The organism is Simkania sp. (genome assembly GCF_965215465.1).
Lineage (GTDB): Bacteria > Chlamydiota > Chlamydiia > Chlamydiales > Simkaniaceae > Simkania.
Genome location: NZ_OZ244056.1, coordinates 1,928,540 through 1,944,678, shown reverse-complemented (window position 1 = coordinate 1,944,678; position 16,139 = coordinate 1,928,540). Strand labels below are relative to the sequence as shown.

Genomic DNA, 16,139 nt, shown 5'->3' with positions numbered 1-16,139 from the left:
GGGCCCCAATTTTGGGGCTTTTTTAATTGACAGGCACGGGGGTAGGTTTTTGATCTTTAAAAGCTGAGATGAGGGCTAGGACTAAAAAGATGATATTGGGTGTGAATGGTTCAAATGCCATAAGAACTAAAAAGGGAAGAGGATCCAGAGGGAGCACTCGTAAAAAAAGGGCGAGACCTTCGTGCGAGTAACAAAGGAGGCATGGGATGATGAAAAGCCCTTGTAAAATGACGCGAGTCCGGTCTTTGGTTCTTGGCAAAAGAGAAAAAATATTTATCACAATTCCCAAAAAGAGAAGCATGTAAATAGGGGTGATTGCTCCAAAGGCATCGTTTTTCCAACTAGAGGAAAATAAGGGCTTTAGCCAATGTCCGAAAAGGAGCAAGGTAGCGAAAAGTGTAAGAATCGTCGCGAGCTTTTTCATTGGCGCACTATGTTAAGGTAGCTAAGAGATATTATCTAGGGGTTTTTGTTGGCGGGGGTTTTAAAAACAAGCTAGAAATACATCCAATAAGGCTAATTCCGATTAGGACGTAATCTCCTTTTTGTAGACCATGTAATAAGGGTGTGTGAAGGCGCACGGTCGTGACAACAAGAGCTAGGCCAAGAGTTCCTCCAATTTCTTGGACTGTTACGAACGATCCAGAAGCAATTCCAGCTTTATGTGGGGGAACAGTTGAAATTGCTGCGGTGGCAGTCGGGCCGAAAATAAGGCCGTACCCCACGCCAAAGATGAGAAGCGTGATTGTGATCAAGAAAATGTTAGAAGATTCGTCTAAGATTCCTTGCAAAGTTGAGGAGATAACTAGGCAAATAAACCCTGTAAGAACAAAGAGCCAGGCTTTATGAGCTTGGTAATTCTTGCCTACAATAGGAGAGAGAATACCAACTGGGACTGTGATTGCTAGCATGATGAGGCCTGTATCTAACGAGGAGAGCTGGCGCACTTCTTGAAGGTAAATAGGGATTAAAAAGAAAGTAGACCAAATGTAGAAAACTAAACAAGCGCTTCCGATAGAAGCCGAAAGAAAGGTACGGTTCCGGATAAGTTGAGGTAATAAGATGGGGTGTGAGATCTTTTGACTATTTTTCCATAACCCAAGAAATGCCATAAGAGAAATGATTGATAAGACTAAGGTGAAAATCCAGTGGAAACGGTTAAATTCTGTAGCTGCGAGAACAAAGGTCGTCAGCCCTACCCCAAGAAGTGCCATCCCTTTGTAATCGCCAATAGGAGGGTCGACGGTGTTTTTACTGTCTTTGGAAAACGAGATGGTGAGGATTAGGCTAAGGATGAATACAGGGATGACAGACCAAAAAACCCACCGCCAACCAAATTCCACAGAAATGACACCGCCAACAAGGGGACCTAGCGCCATTGCACAAGCGATTGCTGTAGCCCAAATGCCTACTGCATGACTTTTTTGTGCTTCGGGGTATTCTGACACAAGCATGGCTTGAGATACGGGAAGCAAAATGGCATTCCCAAGTCCCGCAAAACTCATACTTGCGATGAGGCCAGTTCCGCTCTGACTCAATCCTCCAATGAACATGCCAATGCCCGAGGAGATTAATCCGACTAAAAAGACTTTTTTTCTTCCAAGCATATCTGCGAGTCGTCCACTCGTCACAAGCAAAGCGCAATTGATCAGTCCAAAGACCATCATCATCCATTGCATTTGGTGCAGGGGAACATCGAGAGCTTGTTGAATCACAGGTATAATTGAATTCACCATCGTGAAGACAAGCCCGATCACTATACAACCTGAGCAGATTCCTATGATACTTAGGAGTTTCGTAAATGAGGGACGATTTTCTAGAGTGTTCATTTCTAGCTGGTCATGGCTTTATGGCGCTTTTCTTTTTTAGCGCGCGCGCGCTTTTTGACGGGAATTTTGGCTTGTTTCCCATACACGACCTCATGGAGGTTTTCAATTGCCATAAAGGCTGTGGGGTCTTCTCTTAAGATGATTTCTTTCAGATCGGAAAGGTCGAGACGTTCGACGATCACAAAAAGAATTTCACGTGCATCCCCGGAGTAACCTCCACGGCCATACATGACAGTCATTCCAAGACCAAGTTCATGCATGATCTTTTCGCCAAGTTCTTTTGGTTTCTTGGTCATGATGATGACCGACTTCAGCTCATCTAGACCGACAATGACGATGTCCATCATTTTGAAGGCGACAACGTAGGTCAAAAGAGAGCGAAATGCGATGTGCCAATCGAGAAAGATCCATCCGTATGCCGCAAAGATGAAGACGTTGATGAAAAGGACCACCTGGCCAACCGTAAACCCTTTTTGCCGATTGATAATGATGGCTAAAATTTCCGTTCCATCCAAGCAGCCTCCATTCCGTATAATCAAACCTGCTCCAATCCCTAAGATGGCACCACCAATAAAGATCACTTCGAGAATGTCTGCTTCAAAAGGGGGGACTTTTGTCAAAATACTCAGAGAAATCGCAAAAAGTAGCACGGCAATGATCATCTGAATGAAAAAGGTGCGCCGGATGTATTTGTAGGAGAGGTAAATGAAGGGGAGTGTGAGGACAATAAAGTAAATGGGAAAGAGGTAACTTGAGGTAACGCGCGATAAAATCATCGCGATACCGATAATCCCACCGTCAATCAAGTCATTTGGAAAAAGGAAAATGCGGATCGCAAGAGCAGCTAAGAACGCTCCTACAGCCGTCCAAAAGTAGGAAAGTACCATTTGTTTGGGAGTACGTGATGCTTGACCTACAGCCATGATGCCCTCTCTTATGTGTTTTTGCAAGGGTAGCACAACTCACAGACAATGTAAAGAAGTTAAGCCTTTCGTTTTTTAAGCATTGCAAAAAGTAAAAGACCAAAAATGGAAATTGCAAAAATGACCCAGCTCACATTTTGAAAGCCGTGTACAAATGCCCCTTTGAAAATAGGGATGATAGTTTCTTTGAGTTTAGGTCCTAAGTACTGCAATTCTTCTTTGATTTTTAGTGGATGTGAGAGGAGAGATTGAACATACAAGGAGTCTGTATGAGACAGCTGAACGCTTTCCTGCGACAGATTCTCTTTTAAAAAGAGATGTGCGGACCGCCGAAAGATGGTTCCCATTGGTGCAAGAATAACAGCTGCACCAAGATGCTCAAAGCTCAGCAGGGTTCCTGTTCCAACACCAGCCATTCGGTGAGGGAGAGAGCTTAGGACTCCTGCTTTGATTGGTCCCATAATCAATCCCCAAGATGTTCCAAAAAGAATGAACGCTAAGAGAAAAAACCAGACCGGAGTCTGTATTGTGAAATGAGTGAAAAGGTACAGGGAAACAATCATCGCAAATGTTCCAATGTAAATGGGCAAGCGATGTCCCCCTTTATCAGTTAAAACCCCTCCCAGAGGTGAAAAGATTGCAGTTGGAAGTGTCATTGCGAAAAGATAGAGACCAACGTGAATGAAGTTGAAATTCAGAATATTGTGTAAATATAAAGGGAGTAAGAAAAGTAGAACGACGCCACAGCTCGTTGCAACAATGGCAATGGAGACGCAACTCGCGAACGTTTTATTTGCAAACCAGGAAAAATTCACAATCGGGTTTTTTTGGGTCATTTCGGTCATGATCCATAGCACAATGGAGACGGCTCCAAGCACGAGTAAAAGCAAAGTTGAGGGAGATGTCCAGCCCCAAATAAATCCTTGGGTCACTGCAGTGACAATCGCTGATGTCCCGACGGTTAAAAAGAGAAACCCCCACCAATCGATCGGTTGTTTTTCTTGTTTAGGGAGCTCGTCTCTGATGGTGAAAACAAGGATGATTAAGCAAATGAGCATGAATGGCACGTGGATGAAGAAAATCCAACGCCAAGATCCAATGGCGTGAAGGACTGTTGCGAGAACGGGAGCAATGGCAATTCCTAACATGGCGAGTGCATTCCACATTCCTATGACCCGTCCCTTTTGTTCATCGGGAAAGATTTTGTTTACAAGCGCAAGAGTGCAAGGAATAATGAGCGCTCCAAAAATTCCTTGAAACGCTCGTGAGACAATCATCCACTCTGGATTTGGGGAAATTCCAGCAAAAAAGGAACTGATTCCAAAGCCGACCATTCCAAGGAGTGCCATTGTGCGATTTCCAAACAGATCTCCAAAGCGTCCCATCGTGATCATGAATACAGCCGTTGTCAAAACGTAGATATTTAAGATCCATTGAAGTTGAATATAGGAAGCTTCGAGGTGGACTTGAATGGTGCCAAGAATGACAGCAACCATCACCAGCTCTGTAAAAACAAAAGAACTGGCCAGTCCGAGGCCGATTAGGGCCCACCATTTTCGCGCATTTGACATGAGCACACTTTTAAGTTTTTTTTTACCCTGTACCACAACTGAAGAATAAAAAAAAGCCGCCAAATGGCGGCTTCAAAAAGCTTCGCGGGAGACGGGACTCGAACCCGCAACTTCCAGCGTGACAGGCTGGTGCTCTAACCAGTTGAACTACTCCCGCACAACTAGCTTTTTAATGGGCGCAACAGGATTCGAACCTATGACCGCCTGTGTGTAAGACAGGTGCTCTACCAACTGAGCTATACGCCCCCCCAGAATAGACTAATTACTCTAATCGGGAAAAGAATTTTCCTCAAGAATATTTTCTGTTTTGTAGCGACAACACGGTCATATGGCTTTTCCTTAAGGAAAGATGGAGGTAGTAAGAGGGGAAATTTTATTTGTTTAACAAAGGCTGCGCTATTTCTTTTAACCCTGGGTAGGCTATGAGGTAGTAACCGCTCATGCTCTGATAAGTCAAATGGAAAAACATGCAGCTTAAAAATGTAAGTGGTATAGAAGCCATGATAGAAAGGATAATTGATTTTTTAGAACTGTTTATTTGACTTTCTAAAATTTTTTGAAGCATTGGGGTTGAGGCTTCTTTCAATTTTTGAACACCTGTATTGTACTGATGGAAACTGATGCTAGTCGCTTTCATTAACATGCCCAGTGTACAAAAGAATGTTACTGTTATGAGACTCAGTGTAGCATGAAGCGTATTCGCATCACTCATAATACGCATTGCGGTAGTTGGATTTATTGTAGAAAAGTCGTTTGGAAATGTAAAATCACTTATAGTCCAGCTAATTGACATCTCAGCACCTTACTTAACAAATCTTTTTGGGAAAAATAGCAGATAAACGACATTTCAAAATTTGAGTTTCCCATCCATTTTTTTGAAATATAGACGAATTGTGATCCGTTTTTCCTTATAAATCAACATAAAGAGAGATTTGACTAGCTCAAACTCAGGGTCATAGCCTTGGCATAATATTTTCTCTTTTAGGTACAATGAAAGCATGAAAAATTGCCTATTTCTTTTTTTGTTTTTCATCTCGGTTGGGTGTAGTCCTTCTACTGTTACAGACTGCAAGCGAGAAGCTAAGGGGGTCATCAAATCTTTGACGGCAGATCTCAAAGAGATTCAGACGCGAGAGGATCTCTTAGACAAAGAGGACCAAATCAGTCACAAAGTTCAAACGCTTGTGGATCTCATGATTCGGCTCAAAAAGCTGCAAGAAAGAGGTGCCTTGATTCCTGTGGAGGAAGATCACTCAGATAGTGATGACCTGATGCAGGAAATGAAAAGAATTTACATGATCGATGGGGGACGCGTGATATTTGAGAGGTTTGAGCGAGAAGCTCTTCTGACGCTCGATGCTTACGATCAAAGAAGAAAGAAATGAGATTCGAATGTGTCTTTCTTTTGGTCTAAATGGCTCTGATGGGTGAGTTCTCCGATATAAAGAGGTACAGCTGTAACATAGCCGGCTTCAAGAAGGGCGATATCACTTTCTGAATGTTCATCAGCAAGATGGTCATCCCAACCAAATAAAAACTCACTGTGGCTTTCAAAATGCTTTTCTTCTCGAGGTGTTCCGAGCCAAGAGCGGTAGCCTTGGCGTGCCATTTTACACCCTTTGATTTCATTTGGAGGGACATGGGGAAAGTTCACATTTAAGATGGTTCCTGCAGGAAGAGGGTGCTGAAGGATGTACTGAAAGATTTTTTGGATGTAGGGTTGAACGTGAGGGAAGTCTTTCGTTTGATCACAAAGATAAGAAAAAGCGATTCCAGGAATGCCACGCATCATTCCTTCGATTGTAGCTCCAATGGTTCCGCTGTAAAGAACATTGCGTCCTGCGTTGGAACCGTGGTTGATTCCAGAGATGATAAAATCGGGCTTTTCTTTTAGCAGTCGATGAAGGGCAAGTTTGACACAGTCCGCAGGTTTGCCGTCAATCATCCAAGCCGGAGTGTGATCATAATGATCGACAGGTTTTGCTTGCAGCGTCCGATCGAAGGTGACACCTACCCCTGCTCCGGATTGCTCTGTCATGGGGGCAGCAATTTGAAGGTCTGCTACTTCACGCAATGATTCCCAAAGGCACTTTAAGCCGTTTGAGTGAATTCCATCATCATTTGTTAAAAGAACTTTAGGTTTTTCCATGTATTTGAATTTTGTGCCTAGTTAAAGCTGATCCTATGTAGATTGCCAAACTTCCCAATAAAAAGCCAGGAATCAGAGGAGAAATGGTTTGGCTAATCAGGGGCCAAATGATAGCGATAAATCCGCCGACTAAGATGCCTGCCCAAGCCCCGTATTTGTTGGCTTTTTTCGAATAGAGTGAGAAGAGAAGGAGGGGGCCAAAAGCAGAGCCTAACCCTGACCAGGCATAGAAAACAAGTGAATAGATGGTGCTGATTTTGAAAAACGCAATGGAAAAAGAGATGACTGTGACCACTAAAACGAAAGCGCGAGAAATCCAAAGGAGTTCTTTTTGGGAAGCTGCTTTGCGAAAAATGCGTTTGTAAAAATCTTCGGTTAAGCTTGAGGCGAGAACTAAAATTTGAGAGTCCATTGTGGAGATGGTGGCAGCGAGCACCGCGCATAAAATGAAGGCCATGATCATTGGTGGAAAGGTTTTTTTGACCATCAAGACAAATGCAAGTTCGGGGTTGTCGAGTGTTCCTTTGTAGTAAGCGATTGCAACCAACCCGATCAATGTTGCAAAACACATTGTGATGACTTGCCAAGACATCCCCACAGCCATGGATTTTCGCATATCTGAAACTTTGCGGATTCCCATGAATTTTGTAATGATGTGAGGTTGCCCAAAGTAGCCGATTCCCCAGCCGCAAAGACTTAAAAAAATATGCCAGAATGTTTCGAGTTTAAGGTTGGGTAAAAGCGACTTTGAGAGGTGAAATGTGTCGAGTGCTTTCGAAACACCCCCCATCCCGCCGACTTGAGGTAAAACGATGAGAGGAACAACTACAATCACAACCATGAGAAAGATCCCCTGAAACAAATCAAGCCAAGCTAAGGTGGTATAACCGCCAATAAATAGATAGGGGATGACCACAAAAATCCCAATTGTGATTCCAATATGGTAGGGGATGTTGAAAAGTGTTTCAATGAGAAGTCCCAACCCAACGATCCCAGCAGAAATGTAAATGGTGTAAAACACAAATGACATGACTGCTGTAAAGATCCGAATGAGACCAGACGTGTCATGGAAGTGGCTTTCGAAAAATGAAGAGAAGGTCAGACTGTTGTACACTTCTGTTTGAGTACGTACTCTTGGAGCGACAAGGAGCCAGTTTAAAAACATGAAGAGAGTGAGACCAATTGCAAACCATGCATTAAAGAGTCCGCCGGCAAATATAATCGCGGGAAAACCCATGAATAGCCAACTGCTCATATCACTTGCATGAGCTGCAAGCGCTGTCAGCCAAAAGTTCAGTGATCGATCGCCAATGATAAAATCATCTGCTGTTTTGTGACCTCTATAGGACCAAAATCCAATCACAAATAAAATCACCACATAAATGGCAATGGCACTGAGTTCAGAAAAAGGAATCATTTCGTCATTGCTTTTTTTGAGCCATACTCATGTGCAGCTTGCGCCAAATTGACTCGGGCATTTGGAAACTCTTCTTCCAACTGCTCTAAGAGTCGTTTAGCAACTCCTCGTTTGGAGTTTTGTCCAACAGGACATTGACACGTGATGCGCGCAAAGCCATGTTGTTTTGCAAAATGCACTATCTCCTTTTCCGGAACATATATGAAAGGGCGAATAATCGTCACCCCATAATCGTGCATCGGGACTTTAGGTAGATTGGCTGCAAACTCTCCTTTGTGAAGGAGATTTAAAAGCAATGTCTGTGTGCTGTCATCTTGATGGTGTCCAAAAGCAATCGTTGAAAATCCCTCTTCTTTAGCGGCATCAAAGATCAGCTTGCGCCGCTCACGTGAACAGCGATAACAAGAAAGTGTTTCTCGTTTTTGAGTCGATTCGCGAAAAAGCAAAGGCACTTCGAGCTCTTTGCAAATTCCGCGCAAAAAGTTTGCGTGAACAGAAGCTCCGCAAGAAAACTCTCCTTGCACATGAATGGCAAGTAGTGGCAAGTCGGGAAACCCTTTTCCCAAAATGGCTTTCAACATGAAAAGTAATGAAAGGCTGTCTTTTCCCCCACTTAAGGCGACGGCAACTCCGTTTGCGTCTTCGAGCAAGGAAAAGTCAAAAAGGGCCTTTCGGCACATGCTTTCGATTTTCTTCCCCTTACCAGTCCAAGGAGGGCGTGCGATTGGAATTTCCATAGAGGATAGGATAGAGTCTCTAGACAATAAGTGCTATACAAAGATGTAAAAATCGTGTATAATATATGGCATAGTAATGATTTTTTGAGGAATAAATGTCTAAAGTTGGCCGTAACGACCCTTGTCCTTGTGGCTCAGGGAAAAAGTATAAAAAATGCTGTGAGCAGAAGTCTGCTGTCCAGCGGCGCAGCTTCACAAATTTGACTCCTCAAAACGTCAAGACTGGCATGGAAAAGATCTCTGGAATGGTCTCTAAAAAGCTGGGAGGCCATACTATTTCCGAGGTTCAAACCGAGGCTCCATCACTCGCTGAACGTTTTTCTTCAGCTCCACCAGCAAAAGAAAAGGTTGAGGAAAAGACTCAAATCGCAGAAAAAGAGGAAGAGAGTCAACCAACTTCCTCGGATGAGTGAAACACCAAAATCTTTCTTTAGCGATTTTTTTAACAATTGTGACTTGGTTTTTGATGGCAGTTCTTACTGCTTTAGCCAAAGTCTGCTCTAGTTATGAAACAGCCCCGACGATTTTATTTTTTCAATACTTTGTTACCCTTATTCTTATCCTTCCATTTGCGCTTAGAACCTCTTTAAAAACCCAGCATAAAGGCCCCATCATTTTGCGTAGCTTGTTTGGGGTTGGAGAGTATGCGCTTCTTTTCTTTGCGATTACGTCCATTTCACTAGCCGGTGCAACAGTTCTTCTCAACGCGGGAGTCTTGTTTATTCCCTTTATTTTGCTATTTTGGCTCAAGATAAAAATTTCTCATAAGCTATGGTTTCCTCTCGTTGTAGGCTTTGTGGGAGTCTATTGCGTTCTTAATCCTGATTCGCAAACCCTTCATTATGGTGCCATTTTAGCGATTATCGCTGGTTTCTGCATGGCATTGACGATGGTCTCTTTGAAAAAATTGTCAGACGAACCCTCTATAAGGATCATTTTTTACTACGTTCTCTTGGGAACTCTTGTCTTGCTTCCCTACGTCATCTGGACTTGGCACCCGATTCCTTGGAGTGTTATAGGGCTGATGGCAGTGATTGGTGTGATATTTGCAATCATTCAATACACTTTTACGGTTTCATTTAAATTTGCCTGTCCTGCCAGTTTAGCACCCTTTTCCTACACATATGTGGTGTTTTCTGGTCTATTTGACTGGCTCTTTTGGCACCACGTTCCTCCTCTTCTTTCATGGATAGGAATTGCCCTGATTATCGGTGGAGGAATTTGGGTCCTCTATCTTGAAAAAGACTTTTAATTCTCTCTTGATCCTAAAACAAATGATTTGGTATAACGATCACTCGTTTGCTGGAGTAGCTCAATTGGTAGAGCGCCCGACTTGTAATCGGACGGTTGAGGGTTCAAGTCCTTTCTCCAGCAAATTTTTTTTACCCCGCGGGGGTGTCGCATAGTGGCAATTGCAATGGACTGTAAATCCATCGACTTCGGTCTCCGCCAGTTCGAGTCTGGCCGCCCCCATTTCAGCTTTTTCTTTTTCAACGGTTTCTTTTTTGCGTCTCGGCCTTATCCCTCCTTGACAAGCTTACTTAAGCTTGCCATGCGTCAGGATAATCCTGATCCATCAAAAAATAATCACGCTGAAATAAGAAAAATCTTTATGGAGGCGGCCTGCCGCCTAAAGGATCGTCTACAGACTTTGTTGCCTTTTTCCAAATCTGAGAGCCCTAAATTCGGGGGCAACTCCCCATTTCATCTTTTTCCTATTCAGCGGTTTCTTTTTGTGTCTCTGACAAACACAAATAGAAATTTCTAATCCTGCATACCCCCCCTTACAAGAAAAAGCTGGGCGTGATATGGCTAAGTACAGAGGTTAAAAATGCTATTAAATATCTTATCATGGATCGCCATCGTCCTATTATCTGTCAGCTATTGGTTTCAGATTTGGAAAATCCATGTCCATAAAGAAGTTAGGGATATCTCCCTAACCTACAATATTTTGCTTGCAATTGGTTTTGGAACACTCACATTTACTGCTATTCGAGAAGGTTCTTTATTTTTCCTTGTAAAACAGATCATGACAACAATTCCTGTTATCATCATTATCGCTCAGGTCATTTACCATAAGAATGATAGATGGCATGATCGCTCTTTAACTCAGTGCTCTAAATGCAAAGAAGAGCTTGAGACTAAGTGGAATTTCTGCGCCAATTGCGGTGAAAAAAAGACAGCTAGAGCAAAGATACGTAGAATTTCATAGACGACTTATTCGCTCTTTAGTGCTTTTTGACTACTTGCGACAAGTCAGTGAAGATACTATTATAGGGTTGATATAGGAGGTGAGTTACATCACTCTCTAAATAAGCCCCCCTTCCCCAAAAAAAGCAAAATCTTGAAAAACAAAAAGGCATCAGCTTAAGCTCTTTAGCTTGATGCAAAAAGGAGTTGTGGATAGGAAACGTCTAATCTAAATTGTGCAGGAAATTTTTCATGGAGGCGGCCTTCCGCCCTAGATCTACGAGATAAAGGATGACGAAAGAGAATACAGAATCTGCTTTGGAAATTGCTAAGTTAAAGAAAATTTGCAACGCAATCATGGGCCTTCCCCTCAGTCAGATCAATCGAGCTGCTGATATGCTGATGCTTGGTTTTGGACAAATCAGACCAGTTAAAGATGGGGAAGTTTCAGACTGGTCACTGCATTTCTTATGTTCATGGAGACTATTAGGCCCCAGCGGGATCATCACAGGTCACCGAGATCTTTGGGAGCCAGTGGATGAGGAGGATTGGAGTGAAGATTGGGACTATGAAAGTGGGAATCTACAAGATGAAAGGATCTTGGAGTTTTTCAATTTTTCTGGTGAAAAATACTTTGTAGAAGATATTGCAGTCAAAAATTGCGGTGATCTAGAAGTTCTACTATCTGGGGGATACAAGATTGAGACGTTTTTGAACCATACATTTGGGGATGCTTGGTTAATTTTCGAACCTGGAGATTTGAATTCTTTTTTCCACATGGATCAAGATCTGTCTAAAGCCCTTTTTTCAGCTAAGTGAAAAGGGCTCACTTGAGATGGGGGAATCCACCCATTGTCTTGACCTAGTTCTTTGTGCACTGAACGCATTGTTTTCATTTTTATGACAAAAGAGTAATCGCGCCAAAACTTTAGCCTGCTCAGTATCTTCTAGTTGTTGCGTCTCATACGTTTTGTACAATGTTTCAGCAACATGCTCTGGAGTTCCTTCTAAGGGATCTTTTTCAATAACATTTGGCTTTTCATCGCTCTCCAAGCCTTCTATGTCAAGAGTGAGCTGTTTTCCCCATGGCGGACAGGTACATTGAGAAAAATAGCTGATAAAATCAGGAGCAATAGAATCCTGAGTCCAATTCGATGCATGACACCATAAAACTTGATCTTCTTTGGCTTCAGCTAAAAAATCAAAACTATCAGAATCAATTAAATCAGAACAATAACAGACGATAAGTCCTGGCAGAGAGTTTGTCTCTGCAGAAAAAATTTCGACAGGACATTGTAAAAATTTTGCGGCTTGATGAGATAAAATGCAACTGTCTCTATCGGGGAGTGAAAGAATTCTCTTTGGTTGAATATAGAGGTTATCTAAGACATCTTTTAATTGGCTGATACAGCGAAAAAGACTAGTGGAACTTTCTTGGTAAAAGGCATATCTACCTCCCATTGATTCCATGGCATATCTACCTCCCATTGATTCCATGGCATATTCACTGAGATGGAGTACAATATTGCCATTGACCACTGCATTCCACCCGCGAAGATCTGAAGAATCTAAAGGAGTATGAGGCAATAAAAGTTTTGCTCTATCTAGCATTGCTTGGATGTTATCAAACATGAACTCATAGCTTTCCCGATACTCTAAGGGAGTATGAATCAACAATTGATCGAGCCCAGAGAACCATTTATTTGCTTCTTCTAGGTCACCCGTCATTATTGAATAAAACACAACTAAATAACGGGGCATAAAAGCTGTTTGGACCAGCTTGGGCGCTTGCAGAAGGCATTCTTTTCCTTCTCTATACAACTTCAATTGCTCTAAAATATGGGCAATTTCAGTAAGAATTTGTTCATTATTGGGAAACAAGAGTGCTGCTCTTTTCAAAACAGGAAGTCCAACAACATAAAGTCCTCTTTCAACAAGCTCATAACCAAAATGATAGAATTGATGTGGATGGTCCTGAATAAATAAATTTGCTTGAGACAAGCTCGCCAATTGTTGGTCTCCTAACTGCTCAAAAATTTCACTGACAATCTTCCATGTCGACTTCCAGAGGCTGCAGCTGGTTATGATTTTTTTAGAGTGTAATAAGGGCTCAAGGATTTTGAGGGCTTTTTGAGGATTGCCTTCTTGATTTGCCGATATCGAGCTTTTCAGAACTTTCTGTGTCGAGAAATAGGAAGTGAACATTTTCATTTCATGCTTGTGTAAAACCATTTATCATAAGGTTTTGAAAGGTAAGCTTCAAACATTATTATGGGAGGGGTTTGCCAACCGAAAATATGCTCTTAAAGAAAGGGGGATGGAAATAGGTGCAATTAAAAGCGATGTCGAGCAAAATCCTTCAATTTGAAATTTATCATCATTAAGAGGGAGATGTATGAAACTCGATCTTGAGTGCACTTGGAACGAAAAGCAAAAAAAGGTGAAGCAGAGTATCCATTTTGACTTCCGTCCAAAATCGATTTTTTTAATGCCTGATGAGGTGACGGCCCGTTTGCAGCAGCTGGCTCATTCAATCGGTGTGGAAGGTCCTCGAGCATTAGAAGAGTTAAAGAACTCTTATGAGCAATACCCAAAAAGCGTTTATGCAGGATATGTCTACCATCGTGCTCTCATCTTTTTTGAGTTATTTGAAGAGGCTGATGAGCTGTTTCAGGAACTGAGAAACAGGTTTGAAGGCCAACTTTTGATCAAATCTATTTTGGCGTATCAGTTTTTAAGAGAGAAAAAATATGCAGATGCGAGCGCAGTATTTGATGGGGTTGAAGTTTTAAAAGGGGCGTTTCCAAGGAGGAAGCAGTTTTTTTTTGAAGAAGCTTTCATTTTTCACCATTTCTGGGCGTGCTATTTTTTGGAAACTGGAGACGAGTTGCAATCTGAAAAGCATCAGCGCTTGATGTTTCTAATTACAAATACTTTCAAATCATTTTGTGCTTCAATAGATTCAGTTTAAATTAATATATATTGTTTGATTTAAATGTTTGTTAACTCTATAATTTTAACGTTTTAAAAATTATTTGGGATTGACATGTCAACTATTCAAGATACCAATCGTTTATCTTATTTTAAAGATGCGGTTTACGCATATGCCGAAATAGGTAAGGATGCGATGTCGAGTTTGAGGGGGCGAGTGGGTTTTGTGCTAGGTGCAGCAATCCCTCTGGTTTCTATCCCCTTATTAAATAGAATGGTCAAGGCTTGGAACCTTCCCACTTATGATCCGTTTGCAAATTTGAATCTTGGTGTGAAAGTCCTTATTACTCCATTTGTCTGTGTGATCGGCCCTATAATGGAAGAACAAGTGTTTAGGCAGGATTTAAAAGACAAGATGATAGGAAATATTGAAAAGTCTTATTTAGATTGGGGACTATCTAAAGTAGATGCAAATTTTGCAGCCCGGACCACAACGATCTTTTATACATCGGTTATTTTTGGACTTGTCCATTTTTCAAATAGCTTATGTTTTTTCTGTAATCCTATCTATTTCCTTCCTCAAGTCATTTTTGCAACAGTTGCGGGGTTTGTGTTTGGCGTTGCTGAGGATTTTGGAGGCTTGGAGTTTCCTATTGGACTTCATATCGGAAATAATACGAGCGCCTGGGTTCACTACCTACTTAATCATTGATTGAAGCAACATCATTGTTTTTTAGCATTGAGATAGGTTATCCTATTCCTCTTTATGAATTCAAAAGGAGGAATAGGATGACAGTTGAAGGTATTTCAGAAGGTGATATCGCAATTGATTTCAACGCACTAGAAGGTGTGGAGCAAAGTGAAGAGAAAAAAGCAGTTGAAAAAGTAGACTTCAAAATTTCTTCACAATTGAGACCAAAAATTTGTACAGCTTTTGAACAAGTCAGGCAAATTGATTCGTCAAGAATTGTCGTGATTCTTAGCGATGGTTCTAAATGGCATATTGAAGGTGAACAGAGTCAAAAAGCCTTTGAAGCTATTTCTCAGAATTGGAAAACCGGGGATGACATTCGTATTGCTCATTATTCTAAAGGAAAAAATGACGAATTCATCTTAAAAAATGTGGCAGAAAAAAGTGCCTATCTCACTTGTCTTAGCAAAGATTGCAATGATTTGTCTAAGGCCTATTTTTTGACGAAAGTCGATGAAACGGGATACGCGCTACGTACCGGTGATGGGAATATCTGGATAACAGGCTATTGGGGAGCATGTAGCTCGCAATATTGGAAAGAAGGAGATAGAGTTATCATCAATAGAGGCACCCATACGAATCGCTATGAAGATTACCAAATGATTCATCCTGGAGAGATGGATTCAGTGTGGGTTACCCGCGTTTTCACTGACGAGGTCCAATAATAGACTTTATTGAGGAGGGGCGCCATAATAAGGTCTCCAAACAGGAGTATCTTATGAATCAAGTGATCGAAGTGGCCCCTTCCTTTTCTCTTCAAAATCAAGATGATGAACTTGTTTCCCTAGAAGATTTTCGAGGAAAATGGGTCATCTTATATTTTTATCCCAAAGATGATACACCAGGCTGCACCACTGAGGCGTGTGATTTTTCTAAGCTCGCAGAAAATGTGGTTGTGCTGGGAGTGAGCCCTGATTTGTGACAAGTCATCAGAAGTTTATTGCTAAGTATGGGCTAAAGGCGACTCTGTTATCCGATCCAGAAAAGGGAGTGATGAAGCAGTACGGAGCTTGGGGACTTAAAAAGAACTATGGGCGGGAGTATGAAGGAGTGATCCGGAGCACCTTTTTGATCGATCCCTCAGGAGGTCTTGTCAAGGCATGGAGAAATGTGCGTGCCAAAGGGCACGCCCAAAAGGTCATGGATTTTCTATCAACTCTTTAGGAATTATCGTACAGATACAAGAGAGCGGTTGGGATCTGAGCGATGGGAACAAAGCGATAAGGAATGCGGTAGTTCATCTGATTTAAGGTGTAAGCTGTTCCGAATAAGCTCAAGATATGAACTGCAATGTAACCGTATTTGTAGGCAACCGGGTTGCTTGAAGACATCATTCTTTCCCCTCGAGCGTACATTCCGTAATCGCGCTCAAAACGGGTATTCGTCATGTTGCGAATAACAGTTTCTCCAAGTGAACTAGCAAGCACAGAAAAGACACCAAACGCAAGTGCATGCGTGGCTTTTGGGGCGACAAAGTCGAAGACTTTTTTGTCAAATTTAGTGTACTCGAGGAGGCGAGCAACTCCTCCATGATAAGCTCCTGAAAGAGCTGAAACAATCACTGGATACATATCAACCTCATAGATTTTTGCAGAAAATTTTATAGAAATTGGAAGAAAAAAACAATCTCTTTTGAGAGAT

General features: G+C 41.9%; 18 protein-coding genes, 4 tRNA genes and 1 pseudogene. 11 read left to right on the top strand and 12 right to left on the bottom strand.

The genetic code is table 11. The features are described from left to right. Positions 1 to 22: 22 nt before the first annotated feature. The 7 genes from ACOOFG_RS09190 to ACOOFG_RS09160 all read right to left on the bottom strand — a co-directional run bounded on the left by ACOOFG_RS09190 (position 23) and on the right by ACOOFG_RS09160 (position 5,116). Positions 23 to 424, bottom strand: a complete 402-nt coding sequence (locus tag ACOOFG_RS09190) for a hypothetical protein (protein WP_420421173.1) — start codon at positions 422 to 424, stop codon at positions 23 to 25. A gap of 31 nt (positions 425 to 455) precedes the next feature. Next, entirely contained in the window at positions 456 to 1,829 is a 1,374-nt protein-coding gene (locus ACOOFG_RS09185; protein ID WP_420421172.1) for an MFS transporter, read from the bottom strand. A gap of 2 nt (positions 1,830 to 1,831) precedes the next feature. After that, complete coding sequence (locus ACOOFG_RS09180) at positions 1,832 to 2,752, bottom strand: YitT family protein (RefSeq protein ID WP_420421171.1); 921 nt, start codon at positions 2,750 to 2,752, stop codon at positions 1,832 to 1,834. Positions 2,753 to 2,811: 59 nt separating this feature from the next. After that, the gene (locus tag ACOOFG_RS09175; RefSeq protein WP_420421170.1) at positions 2,812 to 4,323 is read right to left on the bottom strand and encodes an MFS transporter; all 1,512 of its coding nucleotides are present in this window, start codon (positions 4,321 to 4,323) and stop codon (positions 2,812 to 2,814) included. 83 nt (positions 4,324 to 4,406) lie between these two features. Beyond that, positions 4,407 to 4,480 (bottom strand) — tRNA-Asp (locus tag ACOOFG_RS09170). Positions 4,481 to 4,496: 16 nt separating this feature from the next. Continuing rightward, a tRNA-Val gene (locus tag ACOOFG_RS09165) sits at positions 4,497 to 4,569 on the bottom strand. A 127-nt stretch (positions 4,570 to 4,696) separates the two neighbouring features. Next, the gene (locus tag ACOOFG_RS09160; RefSeq protein WP_420421169.1) at positions 4,697 to 5,116 is read right to left on the bottom strand and encodes a hypothetical protein; all 420 of its coding nucleotides are present in this window, start codon (positions 5,114 to 5,116) and stop codon (positions 4,697 to 4,699) included. Positions 5,117 to 5,321: 205 nt separating this feature from the next. Between ACOOFG_RS09160 and ACOOFG_RS09155 the strand changes: the two genes are divergently transcribed. Continuing rightward, positions 5,322 to 5,708, top strand: coding sequence for a hypothetical protein (locus ACOOFG_RS09155; protein WP_420421168.1), 387 nt, complete (start codon positions 5,322 to 5,324; stop codon positions 5,706 to 5,708). Here ACOOFG_RS09155 and surE read toward each other — a convergent pair. From surE to ACOOFG_RS09140, 3 genes are read right to left on the bottom strand one after another with little or no spacing between them, the layout of a single operon-like run. Beyond that, positions 5,690 to 6,472: a 5'/3'-nucleotidase SurE gene (gene surE, locus ACOOFG_RS09150; RefSeq protein WP_420421167.1), complete on the bottom strand. Its 783-nt coding sequence runs from the start codon at positions 6,470 to 6,472 to the stop codon at positions 5,690 to 5,692. The genes ACOOFG_RS09155 and surE overlap by 19 nt on opposite strands. After that, complete coding sequence (locus ACOOFG_RS09145; RefSeq protein ID WP_420421166.1) at positions 6,459 to 7,889, bottom strand: sodium/proline symporter; 1,431 nt, start codon at positions 7,887 to 7,889, stop codon at positions 6,459 to 6,461. Before ACOOFG_RS09145 ends, surE begins: the two co-directional genes overlap by 14 nt. Continuing rightward, positions 7,886 to 8,626: a tRNA 2-thiocytidine biosynthesis TtcA family protein gene (locus ACOOFG_RS09140; protein WP_420421165.1), complete on the bottom strand. Its 741-nt coding sequence runs from the start codon at positions 8,624 to 8,626 to the stop codon at positions 7,886 to 7,888. The genes ACOOFG_RS09145 and ACOOFG_RS09140 overlap by 4 nt, the downstream gene beginning before the upstream one ends. Before the next feature lie 95 nt (positions 8,627 to 8,721). Here ACOOFG_RS09140 and ACOOFG_RS09135 point away from each other — a divergent pair, with 95 nt between their 5' ends. From ACOOFG_RS09135 to ACOOFG_RS09110, 6 genes are all read left to right on the top strand, one after another. Beyond that, positions 8,722 to 9,039, top strand: a complete 318-nt coding sequence (locus ACOOFG_RS09135; protein ID WP_420421164.1) for an SEC-C metal-binding domain-containing protein — start codon at positions 8,722 to 8,724, stop codon at positions 9,037 to 9,039. Continuing rightward, complete coding sequence (locus tag ACOOFG_RS09130) at positions 9,036 to 9,878, top strand: DMT family transporter (protein WP_420421163.1); 843 nt, start codon at positions 9,036 to 9,038, stop codon at positions 9,876 to 9,878. Before ACOOFG_RS09135 ends, ACOOFG_RS09130 begins: the two co-directional genes overlap by 4 nt. A gap of 49 nt (positions 9,879 to 9,927) precedes the next feature. Further along, positions 9,928 to 10,000, top strand: a tRNA-Thr gene (locus tag ACOOFG_RS09125). Positions 10,001 to 10,017: 17 nt separating this feature from the next. After that, positions 10,018 to 10,099, top strand: a tRNA-Tyr gene (locus ACOOFG_RS09120). 358 nt (positions 10,100 to 10,457) lie between these two features. Next, on the top strand, positions 10,458 to 10,838 hold the full coding sequence (locus tag ACOOFG_RS09115) for a zinc ribbon domain-containing protein (RefSeq protein WP_420421162.1): 381 nt from the start codon (positions 10,458 to 10,460) through the stop codon (positions 10,836 to 10,838). 269 nt (positions 10,839 to 11,107) lie between these two features. Next, on the top strand, positions 11,108 to 11,635 hold the full coding sequence (locus tag ACOOFG_RS09110) for a hypothetical protein (RefSeq protein WP_420421161.1): 528 nt from the start codon (positions 11,108 to 11,110) through the stop codon (positions 11,633 to 11,635). Here ACOOFG_RS09110 and ACOOFG_RS09105 read toward each other — a convergent pair. Further along, on the bottom strand, positions 11,624 to 13,048 hold the full coding sequence (locus ACOOFG_RS09105) for a tetratricopeptide repeat protein (protein WP_420421160.1): 1,425 nt from the start codon (positions 13,046 to 13,048) through the stop codon (positions 11,624 to 11,626). The genes ACOOFG_RS09110 and ACOOFG_RS09105 overlap by 12 nt on opposite strands. A gap of 163 nt (positions 13,049 to 13,211) precedes the next feature. On the opposite strand from ACOOFG_RS09105, the gene ACOOFG_RS09100 reads away from it, so the two are divergent. The 4 genes and pseudogenes from ACOOFG_RS09100 (at position 13,212) to ACOOFG_RS09085 (ending at position 15,662) form a co-directional block, all read left to right on the top strand. Next, on the top strand, positions 13,212 to 13,787 hold the full coding sequence (locus ACOOFG_RS09100) for a hypothetical protein (protein ID WP_420421159.1): 576 nt from the start codon (positions 13,212 to 13,214) through the stop codon (positions 13,785 to 13,787). 75 nt (positions 13,788 to 13,862) lie between these two features. Then, positions 13,863 to 14,459, top strand: coding sequence for a CPBP family intramembrane glutamic endopeptidase (locus tag ACOOFG_RS09095; RefSeq protein WP_420421158.1), 597 nt, complete (start codon positions 13,863 to 13,865; stop codon positions 14,457 to 14,459). A 77-nt stretch (positions 14,460 to 14,536) separates the two neighbouring features. Then, the gene (locus ACOOFG_RS09090; protein ID WP_420421157.1) at positions 14,537 to 15,163 is read left to right on the top strand and encodes a hypothetical protein; all 627 of its coding nucleotides are present in this window, start codon (positions 14,537 to 14,539) and stop codon (positions 15,161 to 15,163) included. 53 nt (positions 15,164 to 15,216) lie between these two features. After that, positions 15,217 to 15,662 (top strand): annotated as a pseudogene (locus tag ACOOFG_RS09085) (peroxiredoxin). Here ACOOFG_RS09085 and ACOOFG_RS09080 read toward each other — a convergent pair. After that, positions 15,659 to 16,069 carry a hypothetical protein gene (locus tag ACOOFG_RS09080; protein WP_420421156.1) on the bottom strand — a complete coding sequence of 137 codons (411 nt, stop codon included), beginning with the start codon at positions 16,067 to 16,069 and terminating at the stop codon, positions 15,659 to 15,661. The pseudogene ACOOFG_RS09085 and the gene ACOOFG_RS09080 overlap by 4 nt on opposite strands. Positions 16,070 to 16,139 lie beyond the last annotated feature (70 nt).

Bases quoted from the DNA above. Each gene is read 5' to 3' on its own strand.
- ACOOFG_RS09155 (WP_420421168.1), top strand. From the start codon at position 5,322: ATGAAAAATTGCCTATTTCTTTTTTTGTTTTTCATCTCGGTTGGGTGT.
- ACOOFG_RS09080 (WP_420421156.1), bottom strand. From the start codon at position 16,069: ATGTATCCAGTGATTGTTTCAGCTCTTTCAGGAGCTTATCATGGAGGA.
- ACOOFG_RS09100 (WP_420421159.1), top strand. From the start codon at position 13,212: ATGAAACTCGATCTTGAGTGCACTTGGAACGAAAAGCAAAAAAAGGTG.
- ACOOFG_RS09145 (WP_420421166.1), bottom strand. From the start codon at position 7,889: ATGATTCCTTTTTCTGAACTCAGTGCCATTGCCATTTATGTGGTGATT.
- ACOOFG_RS09175 (WP_420421170.1), bottom strand. From the start codon at position 4,323: ATGTCAAATGCGCGAAAATGGTGGGCCCTAATCGGCCTCGGACTGGCC.
- ACOOFG_RS09190 (WP_420421173.1), bottom strand. From the start codon at position 424: ATGAAAAAGCTCGCGACGATTCTTACACTTTTCGCTACCTTGCTCCTT.
- ACOOFG_RS09185 (WP_420421172.1), bottom strand. From the start codon at position 1,829: ATGAACACTCTAGAAAATCGTCCCTCATTTACGAAACTCCTAAGTATC.
- ACOOFG_RS09160 (WP_420421169.1), bottom strand. From the start codon at position 5,116: ATGTCAATTAGCTGGACTATAAGTGATTTTACATTTCCAAACGACTTT.
- ACOOFG_RS09180 (WP_420421171.1), bottom strand. From the start codon at position 2,752: ATGGCTGTAGGTCAAGCATCACGTACTCCCAAACAAATGGTACTTTCC.
- ACOOFG_RS09110 (WP_420421161.1), top strand. From the start codon at position 11,108: ATGACGAAAGAGAATACAGAATCTGCTTTGGAAATTGCTAAGTTAAAG.
- ACOOFG_RS09090 (WP_420421157.1), top strand. From the start codon at position 14,537: ATGACAGTTGAAGGTATTTCAGAAGGTGATATCGCAATTGATTTCAAC.
- ACOOFG_RS09115 (WP_420421162.1), top strand. From the start codon at position 10,458: ATGCTATTAAATATCTTATCATGGATCGCCATCGTCCTATTATCTGTC.
- ACOOFG_RS09105 (WP_420421160.1), bottom strand. From the start codon at position 13,048: ATGGTTTTACACAAGCATGAAATGAAAATGTTCACTTCCTATTTCTCG.
- ACOOFG_RS09140 (WP_420421165.1), bottom strand. From the start codon at position 8,626: ATGGAAATTCCAATCGCACGCCCTCCTTGGACTGGTAAGGGGAAGAAA.
- ACOOFG_RS09095 (WP_420421158.1), top strand. From the start codon at position 13,863: ATGTCAACTATTCAAGATACCAATCGTTTATCTTATTTTAAAGATGCG.
- surE (WP_420421167.1), bottom strand. From the start codon at position 6,472: ATGGAAAAACCTAAAGTTCTTTTAACAAATGATGATGGAATTCACTCA.
- ACOOFG_RS09135 (WP_420421164.1), top strand. From the start codon at position 8,722: ATGTCTAAAGTTGGCCGTAACGACCCTTGTCCTTGTGGCTCAGGGAAA.